The following is a 17,749-nucleotide window of genomic DNA, read 5'->3' on the forward strand; positions in this document are numbered from 1 at the left end:
GCAGCGAACTCGCCCTCCTCGCCTGGCCGGAGGCCGCCGGCACCACCCCCGAGCAGCGCGAGGCCCTGGAGCTGGCCGTGCGCCACCACCTCACCCCTGCCGAGGTCGCCGCCGTCCTCGGCATGGAGCCGGCCGCCACCCGCGAACTGCTCGCCTCGGCCGCCTGCGAGGTGGAACGCACCCGCGCCGCCCTGGCCGTGGTGGAGACCGGCACCTGCGCCGGCGTCGCCCGCCTCACCGGCGACAACCGCTACGTCCTGAGCAGCGCCCTGCGTCGCGAGCTGGTCCGGCACGTCGACGACTGCCCCCGCTGCCGCCGTACCGCCGAGCGCGCGGTCCCCGGCCGCTGGCCCGGCACCAGCGTCACCCCCGCCGAGCTGCCCGTCCTGGAAGCGCCCCGCGCCGCACTGCTCAGAACCCCGGCCCACGCCTCCCGCGCGCGCGGCAGCGCCCCCCGCTTCGACCGGCGCGGCTTCCCGATGGACCCCAAGGACCGCGCCGCCCGCCGGGACCGCCTGCGCGCCCGTGCCGTCACCACCACCGTCGTGGCCACCGTGGTGGCGGCCCCCGTGCTCGCCCTGTGGGCGGCCTACCGCGGCACCCCCGTCGTCGAGGGCGAGGAGGGCCGCTCCGCCAGCGCCAGCGAGGCGCAGAACCCGGACGGCACGGAGGGCGAGTCGGCGGACGGCCGCTACGGCTACGAGAACGCCGGCAACGCGAGCACCACCCCGGGCACCGGCTTCGGCAAGAACGGCGAGGCCGACGTCTCCGTGGAGGTCGTCGGCGTCCCCGGCGCCGCCGAGAAGGGCGCCGGCCACCTCCGGGTGAGCGCGGACCACGACGGCGACACCACGCTGGTCACCCTGACCGCGACCGGCGACGCCCCGGTGCGCTGGTCCGTGTCCGTCGGCGCCCCCTGGCTCTACCTGAGCCGGTCCGCGGGCACCCTGAGCCCCGGCGAGACCGTGACGGTCCGGGTCTACGTCGACCACCTGCGCGAGCCGTCCGGCCACTGGAGCGCACGGGTGTCCGTGTCGCCCGCCGGCGCCGTCGTGGCCATCGAGGGGTACGGCCCCGCCCCCGCCCCGTCCCGCCCGGGCACCACCCGCCCCGACCCGCCCGACGACGGCTCGTCCCCGTCCCACCCGGGCGGCGACCCGGGCCCGGGCCCGGACCCGTCCACCTCGCAGCCACCCGACCCCACGCCCAGCGACGACCCGTCGCCGACACCGACGCCGACGCCGCCCGACCCGGACCCGTCGACGAACGAGCCGTCCCCCACCGGCGGCACGAACGGCTCGTCACCACCGGGCACCGGTGACGGCGGCACCCCGAGCCCGTCCGGCTCGTAGCACCGGCACGGGGCCCGGGGCCGGGCTCAGCGAGCGGGATCCGCCGGATGCGGTGCGAGCAACGGCAGCTGCGAGGCCAGCCGCTCCTCGCACAGCTCGACCAGCCGGTCGTACCCGGCCTTGCCCATCAGCTCGATCAGCTCCGGCCGGTAGGACACGTACACCGGGTCCCCCGCGCCGTGCGCCGAGGTCGCCGAGGTGCACCACCAGTGCAGGTCGTGGCCGCCCGGACCCCACCCCCGCCGGTCGTACTCACCGATCGACACCTGGAGGACGCGCGTGTCGTCGGGCCGGTCGATCCACTCGTACGTCCGCCGGACCGGCAGCTGCCAGCACACGTCCGGCTTGGTCTCCAGCGGCTCCCGGCCCTCCTTCAGCGCCAGGATGTGCAGCGAGCACCCCGCACCCCCGGAGAACCCCGGCCGGTTCTGGAAGATGCACGAGCCCTGGAACGGCCGGGTCTGCCGGGAGCCCTCGTCGTCCTCGGAGACCCAGCCGTTGCGCGTGCCCTCGGCGTGGTGCTGCCAGATGTCCGGCGTGAGCCTCGCCACGTGCCCGGCGACCCGCTGCTCGTCGTCCTCGTCGGAGAAGTGCGCGCCCAGCGAGCAGCACCCGTCGTCCGCGCGGCCCGCCTGGATGCCCTGGCAACCGCTGCCGAAGATGCAGTTCCAACGAGAGGTCAGCCATGTCAGATCGCACCGGAAGACCTGCTCGTCGTCCGCCGGATCCAGGAACTCCACCCACGCGCGCGCGAAGTCGAGCCCCTTCTCGTCGCCCGCGATGCGCTTCTTGTCCTTCTTGGCCGACTTTTCGTCCTTCGCCTTTTTCGTCTTTGGCACGGCTCCAGGGTAAGTCGCCCGAGCGCAAGGACGGCACCACCCCGAGCACCGCTGGCAGTAGCGTTCCGTACATGAGACTCGGTGTTCTCGACGTGGGTTCGAACACGGTGCATCTGCTGGTGGTGGACGCCCACCCCGGCGCCCGCCCGCTGCCCGCCCACTCGCACAAGGTGGAACTGCGCCTCGCCCAGCTCCTCGACGAGGACGGGGCGATCGGCCCCGACGGCGTCGACCGGCTGGCCGCGGTGGTCAGTCAGGCGCTCCAGGCGGCTGAGGACAAGGGCGTCGAGGACCTCCTGCCGTTCGCCACCTCGGCCGTGCGCGAGGCGAGCAACGCCGACGACGTCCTCGCGCGGGTGCGGGCCGAGACCGGCGTCGAGCTGACCGTCCTCACCGGCGCCGAGGAGGCCCGGCTCACCTTCCTCGCCGCCCGCCGCTGGTTCGGCTGGTCCGCGGGCAGGCTGCTGGTCCTCGACATCGGCGGCGGCTCCCTGGAGATCGCCTACGGCATCGACGAGGAACCGGACGCCGCCGTGTCGCTGCCGCTCGGCGCGGGCCGGCTGACCGCGGCCCGGCTGCCCGACGACCCGCCCCACCCGGACGACGTCAGGTCGCTGCGCCGCCACGTCCGTACGGAGATCGCCCGGACCGTCGGCGAGTTCAGCCGCCTGGGCGCCCCGGACCACGTGGTCGCCACCTCGAAGACCTTCCGGCAGCTGGCCCGCATCGCCGGCGCCGCCCGCTCCGCCGAGGGCCTCTACGTGCAGCGCGAGCTGAAGCGTGCCTCGCTGGAGGCCTGGGTGCCCCGCCTGGCCGCGATGACCAGCACCGAGCGCGCCGAACTCCCCGGCGTCTCCGAGGGCCGGGCGCACCAGCTCCTGGCCGGTGCCCTGGTCGCCGAGGCCGCGATGGACCTCTTCCACGTCGAGAACCTGGAAATCTGCCCCTGGGCCCTCAGGGAGGGCGTGATCCTGCGGCGCCTGGACCACATGGGGCCGGTGTAGCGCCCCCGAAGGGGCGCGGGGAACGGCGCGGGGAACCAGGAACACAGCCGCACCCGCCCTATGGCACTCACCACAACGGCGATCGGGCACCCCGCAGCCGCCGGCCGGCACCCCGTACCCTGACCCCCGTGGCAAAACCCAGGGACGTGATCCGCACCCCGGACACGAAGGTCGCCCTGTCGACGGCTTCCGTCTACCCGGAGTCGACGGCGACGGCCTTCGAGATCGCCGCGCGCCTCGGCTACGACGGCGTGGAGGTGATGGTCTGGACGGACCCGGTCAGCCAGGACATCGAGGCGCTGCGCAGGCTCAGCGACTACCACCGGATGCCGATACTCGCCGTGCACGCACCGTGCCTGCTCATCACCCAGCGCGTCTGGTCCACCGACCCCTGGGTCAAGCTCCAGCGCGCCCGCGCCGCCGCCGAGAAGCTCGGCGCGTCCACCGTGGTGGTCCACCCGCCGTTCCGCTGGCAGCGCCAGTACGCGCGGGACTTCGTCGAGGGCATCTGGCGGATGGCCGACGAGACGGACGTCCGCTTCGCCGTGGAGAACATGTACCCCTGGCGCTACCGCGACCGCGAGATGCAGGCGTACGCCCCCGACTGGGACGTGACGAACGACGACTACCGGCACTTCACCATCGACCTCAGCCACGCCGCGACCTCCCGCACCGACGCCCTCGGCATGCTCGACCGCATGAGCGACCGTCTCGGCCACGTCCACCTGGCCGACGGCAAGGGTTCCGCCAAGGACGAGCACCTGGTCCCCGGCCGCGGCAACCAGCCCTGCGCCGAGGTGCTGGAGCACCTCGCGCACACCGGCTTCGACGGCCACGTCGTCATCGAGGTCAACACCAGGCGCGCGATGTCCGGCGCCGAACGTGAGGCCGATCTCGCCGAGGCGCTGGCCTTCACCCGCCGGCACCTGGCCCAGACCGTGTCCCCGGCCTCCGGGGCCGGCGGCGCGGCGCGGGCGGACCGCCGGTGAGCGAGGCAGGCGGGACCACCCGCCGCCGCGGCCGCCCGCCTCGTACGGAGTCCGCGGACACCCGCGACCGCATCCTCGCCTCGGCCCGCGAGGAGTTCTCCGAGCGGGGCTACGAGAAGACCTCGGTGCGCGGCATCGCCAAGGCGGCGGGCGTGGACCCGGCGCTGGTGCACCACTACTTCGGCACCAAGGAGCAGGTCTTCGAGGCGGCCATCGAGGTCGCCTTCGCACCGGCCCTGCGGGCCCCCGAGGCGGTCGGCGACGCCCCCCTCGACGAGGTCGGCGAGCGGCTCACCCGCTTCATCCTCGACCTCTGGGAGAACCCGGCCAGCCGCACACCCCTGCTGGCCATCGTCCGCTCCGCCGTGAACAACGAGACCGCCGCGGCCGTCTTCCGGCGGCTGATCGCCGCCCAGGTGCTGCGCCGGGTCGCCGCCCAGGTGGACCTGCCGGACGCGGAACTGCGCGTCGAACTGGCGGCGGCGCAGCTGGTGGGGTGCGCGATGCTCCGTTACGTGATCAAGGTGGAGCCGCTGGCCTCCGCGGACCCGGAGCAGATCATCGCCCGCCTCGCACCGGTCGTACAGGGCCACCTCACCGGCCCCTGAGGCCCCGGCCGCAGGCGTACGGCGAGACGGGCGTCCCGCATTCCGGACACCCCGTCCCGACCCCTGGATGACCGGCGTACGCTCGACGACAGTCATAACTCTCCGAAGGAGCGAGCGACGATGCCCGAACTGAGGTCCCGCACAGTCACCCACGGCCGCAACATGGCGGGCGCCCGCGCCCTTATGCGTGCCTCCGGTGTACCCGGCGCGGACATCGGGCGGAAGCCGATCATCGCCGTCGCCAACAGCTTCACGGAGTTCGTGCCGGGCCACACGCACCTGGCGCCGGTCGGCCGGATCGTCAGCGAGGCGGTCGCCGCGGCCGGCGGCATCCCGCGCGAGTTCAACACGATCGCCGTGGACGACGGCATCGCGATGGGCCACGGCGGCATGCTGTACTCCCTCCCCTCCCGCGACCTGATCGCGGACAGCGTGGAGTACATGGTCGAGGCCCACTGCGCCGACGCCCTGATCTGCATCTCCAACTGCGACAAGATCACCCCGGGCATGCTCAACGCGGCCCTGCGCCTGAACATCCCGACGGTCTTCGTCTCCGGCGGCCCGATGGAGTCCGGCCGCGCCACCCTGGTCGACGGCACGGTCCGCACGCTCGACCTGGTCGACGCGATGTCGGAGGCGGTCAACGAGAAGATCTCCGACGCGGACATCCTCCGCATCGAGGAGAACGCCTGCCCGACCTGCGGCTCCTGTTCCGGCATGTTCACCGCCAACTCGATGAACTGCCTCACCGAGGCCATCGGCCTCTCCCTGCCCGGCAACGGCTCGGTGCTGGCCACCCACACCGCCCGCAAGGCGCTGTACGAGAACGCCGCCCGCACGGTCCTGGACCTGACCCGCCGCTACTACGAGCAGGACGACGACTCGGTCCTGCCCCGCAACATCGCCACCCCCGCGGCCTTCGAGAACGCCATGGCACTCGACATCGCGATGGGCGGCTCGACCAACACGATCCTGCACCTGCTGGCCGCCGCCCAGGAGGCGGAGGTCGGCTACGGCCTCACCGAGATGGACGCCCTCTCGCGCCGCGTCCCGTGCCTGGCCAAGGTCGCGCCCAACGTGGCCAAGGACCGCACGTACTACATGGAGGACGTGCACCGCGCGGGCGGCATCCCCGCCCTCCTCGGCGAGCTGCACCGCGGTGGCCTGCTCAACGAGGACGTGCACTCCGTCCACAGCCCGTCGCTCGCCGACTGGCTGAAGACCTGGGACATCCGCGGCGGCTCGCCCTCCCCGGAGGCCGTCGAGCTGTGGCACGCGGCCCCCGGCTGCGTCCGCTCCGCCGAGGCCTTCTCCCAGTCCGAGCGCTGGGACTCCCTGGACGAGGACGCCGAGGGCGGCTGCATCCGCTCCGTGGAGCACGCCTACTCCAAGGACGGCGGCCTCGCCGTGCTGCGCGGCAACCTCGCCGTGGACGGCTGCGTCGTCAAGACGGCCGGCGTCGACGAGTCGATCTGGACCTTCGAGGGCCCGGCGGTCGTCTGCGAGTCGCAGGAGGAGGCCGTCCAGAAGATCCTCACCCAGCAGGTCAAGGAGGGCGACGTCGTCGTCATCCGCTACGAGGGCCCCAAGGGCGGCCCCGGCATGCAGGAGATGCTCTACCCGACCTCGTACCTGAAGGGCCGCGGCCTCGGGAAGGCCTGCGCCCTGGTCACCGACGGCCGCTTCTCCGGCGGCACCTCGGGCCTGTCCATCGGCCACGCCTCCCCGGAGGCGGCGGCCGGCGGCACCATCGCCCTGGTCGAGGACGGCGACCGGATCCGCATCGACATCCCGAACCGCTCCATCGAGCTGCTCGTGGACGACGCCGAGCTGACCCGCCGCGAGCAGGCCCTGAACGGCGTGTACGCCCCGAAGAACCGCGACCGCAAGGTCTCCGCGGCCCTGAGGGCGTACGCCGCGATGGCCACCAGCGCGGACAAGGGCGCGGTGCGCGACGTCAGCAAGCTGGGCTGACCCCGGGCCGGGCGGGACCGCTGGCCTACCAGGCCCCCGGGTCCCGCCCGGACACCCCGAACACCGTCCCGTCCGGCGCCCCGGCGTACACGTGCCCGCCCGCGACCAGCGGCGCCGGCAGGGACGCGGGCACCTTGTCGGAGTCGGCGCCGAGCCGGGGCCGGGTCTGCCCGAGGAGCTTGCCCTTGCGGGCGTCGACGCCCAGCAGCCGCCCGTCGGGGACGGTGACGTACACGTGCCGGCCGTCGGAGACCGGCGCCGAGCCCCGGCTCACACCCGTCTCCAGCCGCCACGCCTGCTTCCCCGCCGCCATGTCCACGGCGACCAGCGAGCCGCCCGCGCCCATGAGGTACACGGTGTCTCCGCGCACGCCCGCCGACGCCGACGCCTGCTCGACCGGGATCGGCAGCGTCACCCGCCGGGTTGCCCCGGTGGCGGGCGTGTAGCGGACCACGGCCTTGACGTCGCTGTACGTCCGCCCCTCGGCGACGAGGAACACCGACCCGTCCGCCGCCCCCACCGGCGTCAAGGTCCCCGCCAGCTCCGCGTCCCACCGCACGTCCCCGCTCGCCGGGTCCACCGCGGTGACCCGGGTCCGCTGCCCGTCCGCGCTCGGGCTCGTCGCGTACGCCGCCGGCCGCCGCTCCCCGGCGAACGAGGTGAAGTACGGCACCGCCTGCCCGGGGATCCGGCGCGTCCACGTCGTCCGCCCCGAGGCGCTGTCCACACCGGTGACCATCCCGTCGGACCGGGTCAGCAGCAGCATGTCGCCGACGGTACGCAGGCCGTCGTAGGCGGGCATGTCCTGCTGCCACTCCGGTTCACCCGTCGCCGGGTCGAGCGCCTCCAGCGGCCCCAGCAGGCCGACCTCGGGCTGGACGAGGCCGCCCGACACGACCGGCGGTTCGTTCCGCACGGCCTCCGTCACCGGGTGGCGCCACAGCGTGCTCCCGTCGGCCGGATCGACTGCGAAGACCATGCCGGGCCGCGCGCACAGCAGCCGCCGCGCCGCGTACGAGCACTGCGGCATCCCGGTGTCCTTCGCCGCCGGCACCGCCTCCCACGCCCCGAACCCGCCCGGTGCGCTCTGCGCGGCGGGCGTGCCCGCGGGCTCGGCACCGCCGAACGCCTGCACGGCCACGACACCCCCGACCACGGCGAGGCACAAGGCCCCGGCGACGAGCGCCGACCGCTTACCCAGCCGCCGCACGACCCGTCCGGGCCTCCCGGCCTTGCCGGACTTCCCGGAAGTCTCGGCCGCTCCGGTCGGCTCGCCGGGACCCTCCGGGGCGGCTTCCTCCCCGGCGGCCTCCCGCGGTGCCGGTATGAACACCTGCGTGTCATAGGCCGCCGCGACCGACCGCAGCTCCCGCATCAGCTCGTCCGGCGTCGGCCGGTCCTCCGGCTCCTTGGCCAGACACCGCAGCACCAGCGGCGCGAGCGAGTCCGGTACGCCGGTCAGATCGGGTTCGTCGTGCACGACCTGGTAGGCGACGACGTACGGGCTGTCCGAGTCGAACGGCCCCCGTCCGGTCGCCGCGTGCACCATCAGCGACCCGAGGGTGAACACGTCGGCCGCGGGCCCCACCTCCCGGGGCCGCCGGAACTGCTCGGGCGCCATGTACGGCGGCGTACCGATCAGCTTCCCGGTCTCGGTGCGCAGTTCGCTGTCCTTCGGCCGGGAGATGCCGAAGTCGATGACCTTCGGACCGTCCTCGGCGAGCAGGACGTTGCTCGGTTTCAGGTCCCGGTGCACGACGCCGACCCGGTGGATGTCGCGCAGCGCCTCGGCAAGCCCGGCCATCAGCCGGCGCAACTGCGGCTCGTCCATCGGCCCGTTCCGCTTCACCTGCTCCGAGAGCGTCGGGCCGGGGATGAACAGGGTCGCCATCCAGGGCCGCCCGGCATCCGGGTCGGCGTCCACGACCGGCGCCGTGAAGGCTCCGCTCACTCGCCGGGCGGCGGCCACCTCCTGCCGGAAACGCCCCCTGAACTCGGGATCCCTGGCATACGTGGCGTGTACGACCTTGACCGCGACGCGCATCCCGGAGGTGCTGCGGGCCAGGTGCACGACGCCCATGCCGCCCGAGCCGAGGCGGGACTCCAGGCGGTAGTGGCCGGCGTACTCCGGAAGTTCCGCTTCCGCGTCCGCTCCGGCATCCCGCTGCGGCGCCATGGAACCACCCCCGTGCTGTTCGTTCGCGCGAGCGATGATCGGAGCCTAGTCGATGGGGCGCCCGGGGCAGAGGCGGCCTGCCGACCCGCGTGTGCGACTTGCGAACTGGTGTTTCATGGCCTGTTCTTGGGGTATCAACGGTGCCCCGCGACAGTCGTGGGGTGTGCAACGGGGGGAGTTTCTTCATGTCGGTCGACCAGGTCCAGAACATCGGCGACGGGGGAGAGGGCGAAGGGACGGCGGGCGAGGCAGTGGTCGCGGCGGCGGCGCTGCGCTCCTACCCGGTCGCGCCGGGCTACCGCCTGAACGTGCGCAGCGGCCCGGGCACCAACTACTCCGTGGTGCGCGTCCTGGCCGAGGGCGCCAGGGTCACGATCAACTGCCAGCGCACGGGGGAGTGGGTCTCCGGCCCCTACGGCACCTCGAACATCTGGGACAACATCGGCAGCGGCCAGTACGTCTCGGACACGTACATCCTCACCGGCAGCGACGGCTACGTGGCCCCTCGCTGCTGACCTTGTAACAGGGCTGTCTTGAGGACGTCTTAGGAGGTTGCCGAGGGGAACGGCGTGCCGGGCCGAGTGGGTCTTGGTGTTCGGAAGCACCCGCTCGGGCCGATCGGTACGGGCGGCCCGGCACGCCAACCGACTCTGAGGTAGACAACGATGCGCGTTCGCAAGCTGACCCTCGCCGCCATGGCCCTCGCCGCCGGTCTCTCGCTCACCGCCTGCCAGAACGACGACGGCGGCACGGACCAGGGCGCCGCACCGCCGGCCGCCTCCACCGCGTCCACCTCGAACGGCGGCTCGGAATCGGCCGGCTCGGACCAGCAGGACGGCTCCGACTCCGCGGGGAAATCCCCCAACGGGACCGGCGGCAGCGACGGGACGGGGGGCTCCGGCGGCACGGGCGGGGCCGGCGAGGACGGCAAGGCCGCCAAGTGCAGCACCGACGAACTGGAGATCACGGCGATCGACGCCACCATCAGCGGCGACCCGGACGGCACCGTCGCGGTGGACCTGAAGAACGGCGGCGGCCGGGACTGCTCCCTCGCGGGCTACGCGGGCGTCGACCTGAAGACGAACTCGGGCACCGTGTCCGCCGAGCGCATCGGCGACCCGGCCCCCAGGATCGTCCTCGGCGACGGGGAGACGGTGACCTTCGGCATCTCCTACCCGATCAACGACTCGGGCGGCTCCGGCGTCCGCATCACCGGCCTGGTGGTGACCCCGCCCGACGAGACCAAGTCGGTCACCCTCGACTGGCCGGGCGGCTCCTCGCTGCCCGTCACGGACGGCTCCGGCACCCCGGTGCAGGTCGGCCCGCTCGGCAGCGCCGGCCAGGGCGGCTGACCGCACGGCACGCCCCGAACGGCGCGCGCCATAATCGACCCGTGAGCGCAGAGAACGGCAAGAACGGCACCCCGGACACCGCCGCGGGCCCCCGCCCCGAACCCCTCCGGTTCTACGGCACGACCTGGGTGGACCATGACCAGGGCTACCTGGCCCGCCGGGTGGGCCTCGCCGTGGGCTCCCTCGCCGTGGCGGCCGCCGCCTGCTTCGTGCTCCGGGTCGCCTACCAGGGCCTGCAGATCGCCGACATCGGCAGCTTCGTCTCGCTGCTGATGATCGTGATGTTCGCGATCTGCAGCGCCGTGGCCTTCCGCCACACCTGGTCCGGCTTCACCAGCCGCCCCGACCCCGACCGCCAGGCCTCCATGCGCGGCCTGCTCGCCATCGGCTTCGTCGGCTCCCTCCTCGCCTACTTCTTCCGCACCTTCACCGAGGCACCGGGCGAGCAGCTGCACCGCGAGGAGTACGAGAAGGCCCGCGAGGAGTACGAGAAGCGCACCACCCGCCGCTCGGGCAACCCGTCGAAGAAGCGCCGCCGGAAGTAGCCCTGCGCAAGCGGCGCCGCCGTGAGCAGCCCCGCGCATCCCGCGCCGCTGGAAGTAGCCCTGCGCATCCCGCGCCGCTGGAAGTAGCCCGGCGCATCCCGCGCCGCTGGAAGTAGCCCTGCGCATCCCGCGCCGCTGGAAGTAGCCCTGCGCAAGCAGCGCCGCTGGAAGTAGCCCTGCGCAAGCAGCGCCGCTGGAAGTAGCCCCGCGCATCCCGCGCCGCCGTAAGCAGCCCCGCGCAAGCAGCGCCGCCGGGCACCCGACCGGTGGGCCGGGGACTCCGGCAACCCCCTGCGCCCCCCACACCCGTACGGCCACCATGGCCGCATGACGACACCGCTGACCCCGGACGACCGGGCCACTCCGCAGGCCGCCGCCCCCGCGCAGCCGGCCGGTCACCGAGCCCGGGCCCACTCCTTCAACGCCGCCGCGGCCCAGTACGCCGCCAACCGCCCCTCCTACCCGCCCGCCCTCTTCGACGCGCTGGAGGAGCTGACCGGCCGCCCGCTCAGGGGCGCCCGTGTCGTGGACGTCGGCGCCGGTACCGGCCTCGCCACCGTCCGCCTGCACGAACGCGGCGCCGACGTGATCGCCGTGGAGCCCGGCGCCGGCATGGCCGCCGAGTTCCGCCGCACCCTCCCCGGCGTACCCGTGGTCCGCGGCAACGGCAACGCGCTGCCCCTCGCCGGCCACAGCGCCGACCTCCTCACCTACGCCCAGGCCTGGCACTGGACCGACCCCGCCCTGGCCGTGCCGGAGGCGCTGCGCGTGCTGCGCCCGGGCGGCGCGCTGGCGCTGTGGTGGAACACCGACGCCCACGACGTGCCGTGGATCGCGGACGCGGGCCGCCGCATCGACCGGCACTTCGCGGGCCTGAACCTCTCCGCCGAGAAACGCAATCTCGACACCCGCTTCGCCGACCCCACCGGCACCTTCGACTTCGTCCACCGCGAGGTCCGCTGGAACCGTCGCGTCCCCCTCGACACCCACCTGGCCAACCTCGGCAGCCACTCGGTCTTCCTGACGGACACCGAGGAACGCGCCGCGGCCTTCTTCGCCGAAGAGCGCCGGCACCTGCTCGCCGTGTTCCCGGACGGCCTCGTCGAGGAGACGTACGACGTCCACCTCCTCGTCGGAACGACCCCGAGGACCTGAGGGCGCTTGACGCCGCGGGCGCCCGGGAGGAGTATTCATCACATGATGAATTACCCGCCGGACCACGCCTCCCGGCCACCCGAAGGACGCGGCGACGACCCCGCCCCGCCCGCCGTCCACGCCGAGAACCTCACCGTGACCCGCGGCACCCGCACCGTCCTGCGGGGCCTCGGCTTCACCGTCCCGCGCGGTCGCATCACCGGCCTCCTGGGCCCTTCCGGCTGCGGCAAGTCGACCCTGATGCGGGCCATCGTCGGCACCCAGGCCAAGGTCGCCGGCACCCTGGACGTCCTCGGCCGCCCGGCCGGCCACCCGGCCCTGCGCACCCGCATCGGCTACGTCACCCAGGCCCCGTCCGTCTTCGACGACCTGACCGTCCGCCAGAACCTCGACTACTTCGCCGAGATCCTCGACCCCGGCCGGGCGGCCGCCGCCCACCGCCGCGAGGACGTCACCCGGGTCATCGCCGACGTCGACCTCACCGGCCACGCCGACGCCCTGGCCGGCAACCTCTCCGGCGGCCAGCGCAGCCGCGTCTCGCTCGCCGTGGCCCTCCTGGGCGCCCCCGAACTCCTGGTCCTCGACGAACCCACGGTCGGCCTCGACCCGGTACTCCGCCGGGACCTGTGGACCCTCTTCCACTCCATCGCCGCCGACCGCGGCGCCACGATCCTCGTCTCCTCCCACGTCATGGACGAGGCCGAGCGCTGCCACCGGCTGCTCCTGATGCGCGAGGGCGAGGTCCTCGCCGACGACACCCCCGACGCCCTGCGCACCCGCACCGGCTCCGAGACGGTCGAGGAGGCCTTCCTCCGCCTGGTCGACGACGCGAAGGCGAAGGCGCGGACGGCGGCCCGCACGAAGGAGACCACCCGATGACCACGCCCACGGCCCCCACGGCCTCCGCGCCCACCCTCACCCCGGCTCCCACCCGCCCCCTGAGCCTCTCCCGCACCACGGCCACCGCGACCCGGGTGCTGCGCCAGCTGAGCCACGACCCCCGCACCATCGCGCTCCTGATGCTGATCCCCTGCGTGATGCTCTTCCTGCTGCGCTACGTCTTCGACGGCAGCCCGCGCACCTTCGACAACATCGGCGCCTCGCTCCTCGGCATCTTCCCGCTGATCACGATGTTCCTGGTCACCTCCATCGCGACGCTGCGCGAGCGCACCTCCGGCACCCTCGAACGCCTCCTCGCCATGCCCCTCGGCAAGGGCGACCTCATCGCCGGCTACGCCCTCGCCTTCGGCGCCCTCGCCATCGTCCAGTCGGCCCTCGCCACCGGGCTGGCGGTCTGGTTCCTGGACCTGGACGTGACGGGCAGCCCCTGGCTCCTCCTGCTGGTCGCCCTGCTCGACGCCCTCCTGGGCACGGCGCTCGGCCTCTTCGTCTCGGCCTTCGCGGCCTCCGAGTTCCAGGCGGTGCAGTTCATGCCGGCAGTGATCTTCCCCCAGCTCCTCCTCTGCGGCCTCTTCACCCCGCGCGACAACATGCACCCCGCCCTGGAGGCCGTCTCCGACGTCCTGCCCATGTCCTACGCCGTCGACGGCATGAACGAGGTCCTGCGCCACACCGACATGACGGCCACCTTCGTCCGCGACGCCCTGATCGTCGCGGGTTGCGCGTTGCTGGTCCTGGCCCTGGGCGCGGCGACCTTGAAACGCCGAACGACCTGATCAGCCCGTCCGGCGCTTGAGGACGAGGCCGTCCAGGCCGAAAGCGGGGGTCTGCGGGCGCAGCCCCCAGGGACGGGACGGGAAGGGAAGGGGCGGCGGGGGCGAAAACCCTGATCGGCCCCCACCACCGGGATCAGACGGTGAGGACGAGCTTGCCCTGAAGGTGACCGCCGTCGAGCACCCGGTGCGCGTCGGCGACGCGCTCGAACGGGAACGTCTCCTGCACGTGGACCCGGAGCCTGCCCTGTTCGACGAGGTCGACGAGACCTCGCAGGGCGACCGGATCGGGGTCGACCGCGATGCCGCTGCAGCGCATGCCGGCCGCCTCGTACCTGGCGATGAGCTGCGCATCCTCCTCGGCGACCGCCGTCACCAGGTGACCGCCCGGGCGGAGCACTTCGATCGACCGCTCGACGGTGTCACCGCCGATCGTGTCGAGCACGACGTCGATGTCGCGGACCGCCTCGGTGAAGTCGACCGCCGTGTAGTCGATCACCTCGTCGGCGCCGAACCCCTCGACGAACTCCCGCTTGCTCCCGCTGGCGGTCGCGATCACGTGTGCGCCGAGCGCTTTCGCGATCTGGATCGCGACGTGGCCGACCCCGCCACCACCGCCGTGGACCAGGACGCGGTCGCCCTCCCTCACGTCGCCGAGGTCGACGAGGCCCTGCCACGCCGTCAGCCCGACGACCGGCAGCGCCGACGCCTCGACGTGCGAGAGCGACGCCGGCTTGCGCGCCAGGTGCAACGCCGGCGCCGACACGACCTCGGCGTACGCGCTCGCCGCCCGCGGGAACAGCGGCATCCCGAACACCTCGTCGCCGGGCCTGAACCGCCACGTCCCCGGCGCCTCCTCCACCACGCCGCTGATGTCCCAGCCCAGAACGAAGGGCGGCCGGCCGATCAGCGGGAACTCGCCGGCGCGCAGGCGCGCCTCCAGCGGGTTCAGCCCGATGGCCTTGACCCGGACGAGAACCTCGGACGGAAGGGGCTGGGGCTCGGACGCGTCCACGATGGTGAGCACCTCGGGACCGCCGAGCGTCTGCTGGGTGATGACTCGCATGACTCTCCTGGCTCTGGAAGGGGAGAGGACCCAGGCTATGAATGCGACAGGAACCACCAGGTAACTTCAGCGCGGGTACCTTTGGCGCCATGAGCGGTTTCGGTCCCGGGGATTCCTTTCTCGCCGACTGTCCGGCGCGTCTTGCGGTCGAGCTGATCGCCGACAAGTGGACGGTGGTCGTGCTCTACGGCCTCAGCCGGGGCCCAGTGCGCCACGGCCAGCTGATCGAGCTGATCGGCGGCATCTCCCGCAAGGTGCTCACCCAGACGCTCCGACGGCTCGAGGCGCATGGACTCATCCGCCGCCACGCCTACGCCGAGGTGCCGCCCCGCGTCGAGTACGAGCTCACCCCGCTCGGGTCGACGCTGATCGAACCGATCCACATGCTGACCGAGTGGGCGAGGGCGAACGGCGACGCAGTGCTCGATGCGCTCGACGCCGCCCCCGAACCGGCCGCCGCCCACAGCAACTGAGGCCCCCACCAGGGACAGCCACTCCAGCCGGTACAGCCATCCAGGACAACCGTCCCGCGGACTGGACGCGCCACCCCTCCGCACCCCCCGAATGCGAGGATGACGACGACGCACGCAAGAACGGACAGCGCACCGGAGGGCACCGAACCCATGACCCAGAAAGTCGCCGTCCTCGGCACCGGCAAGATCGGCGAAGCCCTGCTCAGCGGCATGATCGGCGCCGGCTGGGCCCCCGCCGACCTGCTGGTCACCGCCCGCCGCCGGGAACGGGCCGACGAACTCCGCGCCCGGCACGGAGTCACCCCGGTCACCAACGCCGAGGCCGCCAAGACCGCCGACACCCTGATCCTCACGGTCAAGCCGCAGGACATGGGCACCCTCCTCGACGAACTCGCCCCGCACGTCCCGGCCGACCGCCTGGTCATCAGCGGCGCGGCGGGCATCCCCACCTCCTTCTTCGAGGAGCGCCTGGCCCCCGGCACCCCGGTCGTCCGGGTCATGACGAACACCCCGGCCCTCGTCGACGAGGCCATGTCCGTCATCTCCGCCGGCACTCACGCGACCGCCGCCCACCTGACCCACACCGAGGAGATCTTCGGCGCCGTCGGCAAGACCCTCCGCGTCCCCGAGTCCCAGCAGGACGCCTGCACCGCCCTCTCCGGCTCCGGCCCGGCGTACTTCTTCTACCTGGTCGAGGCCATGACCGACGCCGGCATCCTCCTCGGCCTGCCCCGCGACAAGGCCCACGACCTGATCGTCCAGTCCGCGATCGGCGCCGCGAAGATGCTCCGCGACAGCGGCGAACACCCCGTCAGGCTCCGCGAGAACGTCACGTCCCCCGCCGGCACCACCATCAACGCCATCCGCGAGCTGGAGAACCACGGCGTCCGCGCCGCCCTCATCGCCGCCCTGGAGGCCGCCCGCGACCGCAGCCGCGAGCTGGCCTCCGGCACCAAGGACTGACGACCGGCCCGGCGCCTACCGGGCGGCCGCGTCCACCGGCGGCAGCAGCCCGATCGCCCGGTAGGCGGCGTCCACCGTCGGCCGCGCCGCCGCCCGGGCCTTCCCGGCCCCCTCCCGGAGCACACCGTCCACGTACCCGGGATCGGCGCACAGCTCCTTGTGCCGCTCCTGCACGGGCCGCAGCACCTCGACGACCGCCTCCGCGGTGTCCTTCTTCAACGCGCCGTACGAGTCGTAGCCACCCGCCAGCTCCGCCGGGTCCCCGCCGGTGCAGGCGGCGAGGATCTCCAGCAGGTTCGCGAGCCCGGGCCGCTCCTCCCGGTCGTAGACGACGTCACTCCCGCTGTCGGTCACGGCCCGCATGACCTTCCTCCGCACCACGTCCGGCTCGTCCAGCAGATAGACGATCCCCGGCCCGGCGTCGTCGCTCTTGCCCATCTTCGAAGCCGGATCCTGCAGGTTCATGACCCGGGCCGCCGACCCCGGACTGGTCGCCCGTGGCACCACGAAGGTGTGCCCGTACCGCTGGTTGAACCGCACCGCGAGATCCCGCGCCAGCTCCACATGCTGGGTCTGGTCGTCCCCGACCGGCACCTCGTCCGTCCCGTACGCCAGGATGTCCGCCGCCATCAGCACGGGATACGTCAGCAGCGAGAGCCGCACACTCCCACCCCGCGACCGCTCCCGCGGGGCCTTTTCCTTGTACTGGATCATCCGTCGCATCTCCCCGTCCGTCGCGACGCACTCCAGCAGGTACGACAGCCGGGCGTGCTCGTCCACGTGGCTCTGCACGAACACGGTGCACAGCTCGGGATCCAGGCCCGTCGCCAGCAACAGCGACGCCGCCTGCCGGCTGAGTCTGCGCACCCGCGCCGGATCGTGGTCCACGGTCAGCGCGTGCAGGTCGACGACGCAGAACAGCGCGTCCGACCGGTGCTGGTCCACCGCGACCCACCGCCGCATGGCCCCCAGATAGTTCCCCAGCGTCAGGTGCCCGGTCGGCTTGACCCCACTGAAGACCCGTGTCATCTCTCCACCTCCTGGTCAGGGCCGCCGCCACCGGCCGGCCGCCCCTCCTGGAGGGAGATACGAGAACGGCCGCCGAAGCGGCGGCCGTCGAGTGCATACGTGTGTGCGGCCGCCGTCAGGCGGCCCGCCAGAGCTGGGTACACGTACGCGTCGTCACGAGACCCACACTACGCCCGCGCCGCCCGCACCACCCGGGATTTGACACGATCGCCCCGCACTCCTAGTGTTCTCCGAGTTGTCCGACGTGAGCGCCGACCCCGGTCGGTCCCCGGACAGCGATTCCGCAAGTACCAACCACTCTTCGACGAACAGTCGCGTTGTCGGCGTCGTCGTCCTGTCGGTGCGCGTATTTACGGAATGAGGAATCCACGTTCGAAAGAACGCGGCCCCCGATTAGCTCGGGAGCCGGGAGTCCGCTAGAGTCTCACCTCGTCGAAACGGCCCAAGGGCAGCGGAGACAACCCCCTCTGACGGGGAATCAGAGCCCGAAAGGATCTGATAGAGTCGGAACCGCCGGAAAGGGAAACGCGGAAGCGGGAACCTGGAAAGCA

General features: G+C 73.0%; 17 protein-coding genes. 13 read left to right on the top strand and 4 right to left on the bottom strand.

Annotation, left to right across the window (positions count from 1 at the left end):
* Positions 1-1,352, top strand: a 1,352-nt coding sequence (locus tag K7854_RS35730; RefSeq protein WP_226030719.1) for a BACON domain-containing protein, incomplete at its 5' end; no start/stop codon positions are given.
* A gap of 26 nt (positions 1,353-1,378) precedes the next feature.
* Here K7854_RS35730 and K7854_RS35735 read toward each other — a convergent pair.
* Entirely contained in the window at positions 1,379-2,191 is an 813-nt protein-coding gene (locus K7854_RS35735) for a DUF3109 family protein (RefSeq protein WP_226030720.1), read from the bottom strand.
* Between the two features lie 71 nt (positions 2,192-2,262).
* Between K7854_RS35735 and K7854_RS35740 the strand changes: the two genes are divergently transcribed.
* From K7854_RS35740 to ilvD, 4 genes are all read left to right on the top strand, one after another.
* Entirely contained in the window at positions 2,263-3,195 is a 933-nt protein-coding gene (locus tag K7854_RS35740) for a Ppx/GppA family phosphatase (protein WP_226030721.1), read from the top strand.
* Positions 3,196-3,323: 128 nt separating this feature from the next.
* On the top strand, positions 3,324-4,184 hold the full coding sequence (locus K7854_RS35745) for a sugar phosphate isomerase/epimerase family protein (protein ID WP_226030722.1): 861 nt from the start codon (positions 3,324-3,326) through the stop codon (positions 4,182-4,184).
* Complete coding sequence (locus K7854_RS35750) at positions 4,181-4,792, top strand: TetR/AcrR family transcriptional regulator (RefSeq protein WP_226030723.1); 612 nt, start codon at positions 4,181-4,183, stop codon at positions 4,790-4,792. The genes K7854_RS35745 and K7854_RS35750 overlap by 4 nt, the downstream gene beginning before the upstream one ends.
* A 120-nt stretch (positions 4,793-4,912) precedes the next feature.
* A complete protein-coding gene (gene ilvD, locus K7854_RS35755) occupies positions 4,913-6,766 on the top strand; it encodes a dihydroxy-acid dehydratase (RefSeq protein WP_226030724.1) in 1,854 nt (617 codons plus the stop codon).
* A gap of 25 nt (positions 6,767-6,791) precedes the next feature.
* On the opposite strand, the gene K7854_RS35760 is transcribed toward ilvD, so the two are convergent.
* The gene (locus K7854_RS35760) at positions 6,792-8,942 is read right to left on the bottom strand and encodes a serine/threonine-protein kinase (RefSeq protein WP_226030725.1); all 2,151 of its coding nucleotides are present in this window, start codon (positions 8,940-8,942) and stop codon (positions 6,792-6,794) included.
* A 185-nt stretch (positions 8,943-9,127) separates the two neighbouring features.
* On the opposite strand from K7854_RS35760, the gene K7854_RS35765 reads away from it, so the two are divergent.
* The 6 genes from K7854_RS35765 to K7854_RS35790 all read left to right on the top strand — a co-directional run bounded on the left by K7854_RS35765 (position 9,128) and on the right by K7854_RS35790 (position 13,670).
* Positions 9,128-9,457: an SH3 domain-containing protein gene (locus tag K7854_RS35765; protein ID WP_226030726.1), complete on the top strand. Its 330-nt coding sequence runs from the start codon at positions 9,128-9,130 to the stop codon at positions 9,455-9,457.
* A 150-nt stretch (positions 9,458-9,607) separates the two neighbouring features.
* The gene (locus K7854_RS35770; RefSeq protein WP_226030727.1) at positions 9,608-10,294 is read left to right on the top strand and encodes a DUF4232 domain-containing protein; all 687 of its coding nucleotides are present in this window, start codon (positions 9,608-9,610) and stop codon (positions 10,292-10,294) included.
* A 41-nt stretch (positions 10,295-10,335) separates the two neighbouring features.
* Positions 10,336-10,839: an EamA/RhaT family transporter gene (locus K7854_RS35775; RefSeq protein ID WP_226030728.1), complete on the top strand. Its 504-nt coding sequence runs from the start codon at positions 10,336-10,338 to the stop codon at positions 10,837-10,839.
* A gap of 327 nt (positions 10,840-11,166) precedes the next feature.
* Entirely contained in the window at positions 11,167-11,994 is an 828-nt protein-coding gene (locus K7854_RS35780) for a class I SAM-dependent methyltransferase (protein WP_226030729.1), read from the top strand.
* Positions 11,995-12,036: 42 nt separating this feature from the next.
* The gene (locus K7854_RS35785) at positions 12,037-12,873 is read left to right on the top strand and encodes an ABC transporter ATP-binding protein (protein WP_226030730.1); all 837 of its coding nucleotides are present in this window, start codon (positions 12,037-12,039) and stop codon (positions 12,871-12,873) included.
* Positions 12,870-13,670, top strand: a complete 801-nt coding sequence (locus K7854_RS35790; RefSeq protein ID WP_226030731.1) for an ABC transporter permease — start codon at positions 12,870-12,872, stop codon at positions 13,668-13,670. The genes K7854_RS35785 and K7854_RS35790 overlap by 4 nt, the downstream gene beginning before the upstream one ends.
* 133 nt (positions 13,671-13,803) lie before the next feature.
* On the opposite strand, the gene K7854_RS35795 is transcribed toward K7854_RS35790, so the two are convergent.
* Complete coding sequence (locus K7854_RS35795; RefSeq protein WP_226030732.1) at positions 13,804-14,733, bottom strand: NADP-dependent oxidoreductase; 930 nt, start codon at positions 14,731-14,733, stop codon at positions 13,804-13,806.
* A gap of 89 nt (positions 14,734-14,822) precedes the next feature.
* Between K7854_RS35795 and K7854_RS35800 the strand changes: the two genes are divergently transcribed.
* Together K7854_RS35800 and proC are read left to right on the top strand one after the other, a co-directional pair.
* A complete protein-coding gene (locus K7854_RS35800; protein ID WP_226030733.1) occupies positions 14,823-15,206 on the top strand; it encodes a winged helix-turn-helix transcriptional regulator in 384 nt (127 codons plus the stop codon).
* Between the two features lie 150 nt (positions 15,207-15,356).
* Entirely contained in the window at positions 15,357-16,169 is an 813-nt protein-coding gene (proC, locus tag K7854_RS35805; protein ID WP_226030734.1) for a pyrroline-5-carboxylate reductase, read from the top strand.
* A gap of 15 nt (positions 16,170-16,184) precedes the next feature.
* On the opposite strand, the gene trpS is transcribed toward proC, so the two are convergent.
* Positions 16,185-17,198 (bottom strand): tryptophan--tRNA ligase, encoded by a 1,014-nt coding sequence (gene trpS, locus K7854_RS35810; RefSeq protein ID WP_226030735.1) that lies wholly within the window; start codon positions 17,196-17,198, stop codon positions 16,185-16,187.
* Between the last annotated feature and the right edge of the window lie 551 nt (positions 17,199-17,749).

The sequence above is a fragment of the Streptomyces hyderabadensis genome (genome assembly GCF_020404845.1).
Taxonomy (GTDB): Bacteria; Actinomycetota; Actinomycetes; order Streptomycetales; family Streptomycetaceae; genus Streptomyces; species Streptomyces hyderabadensis.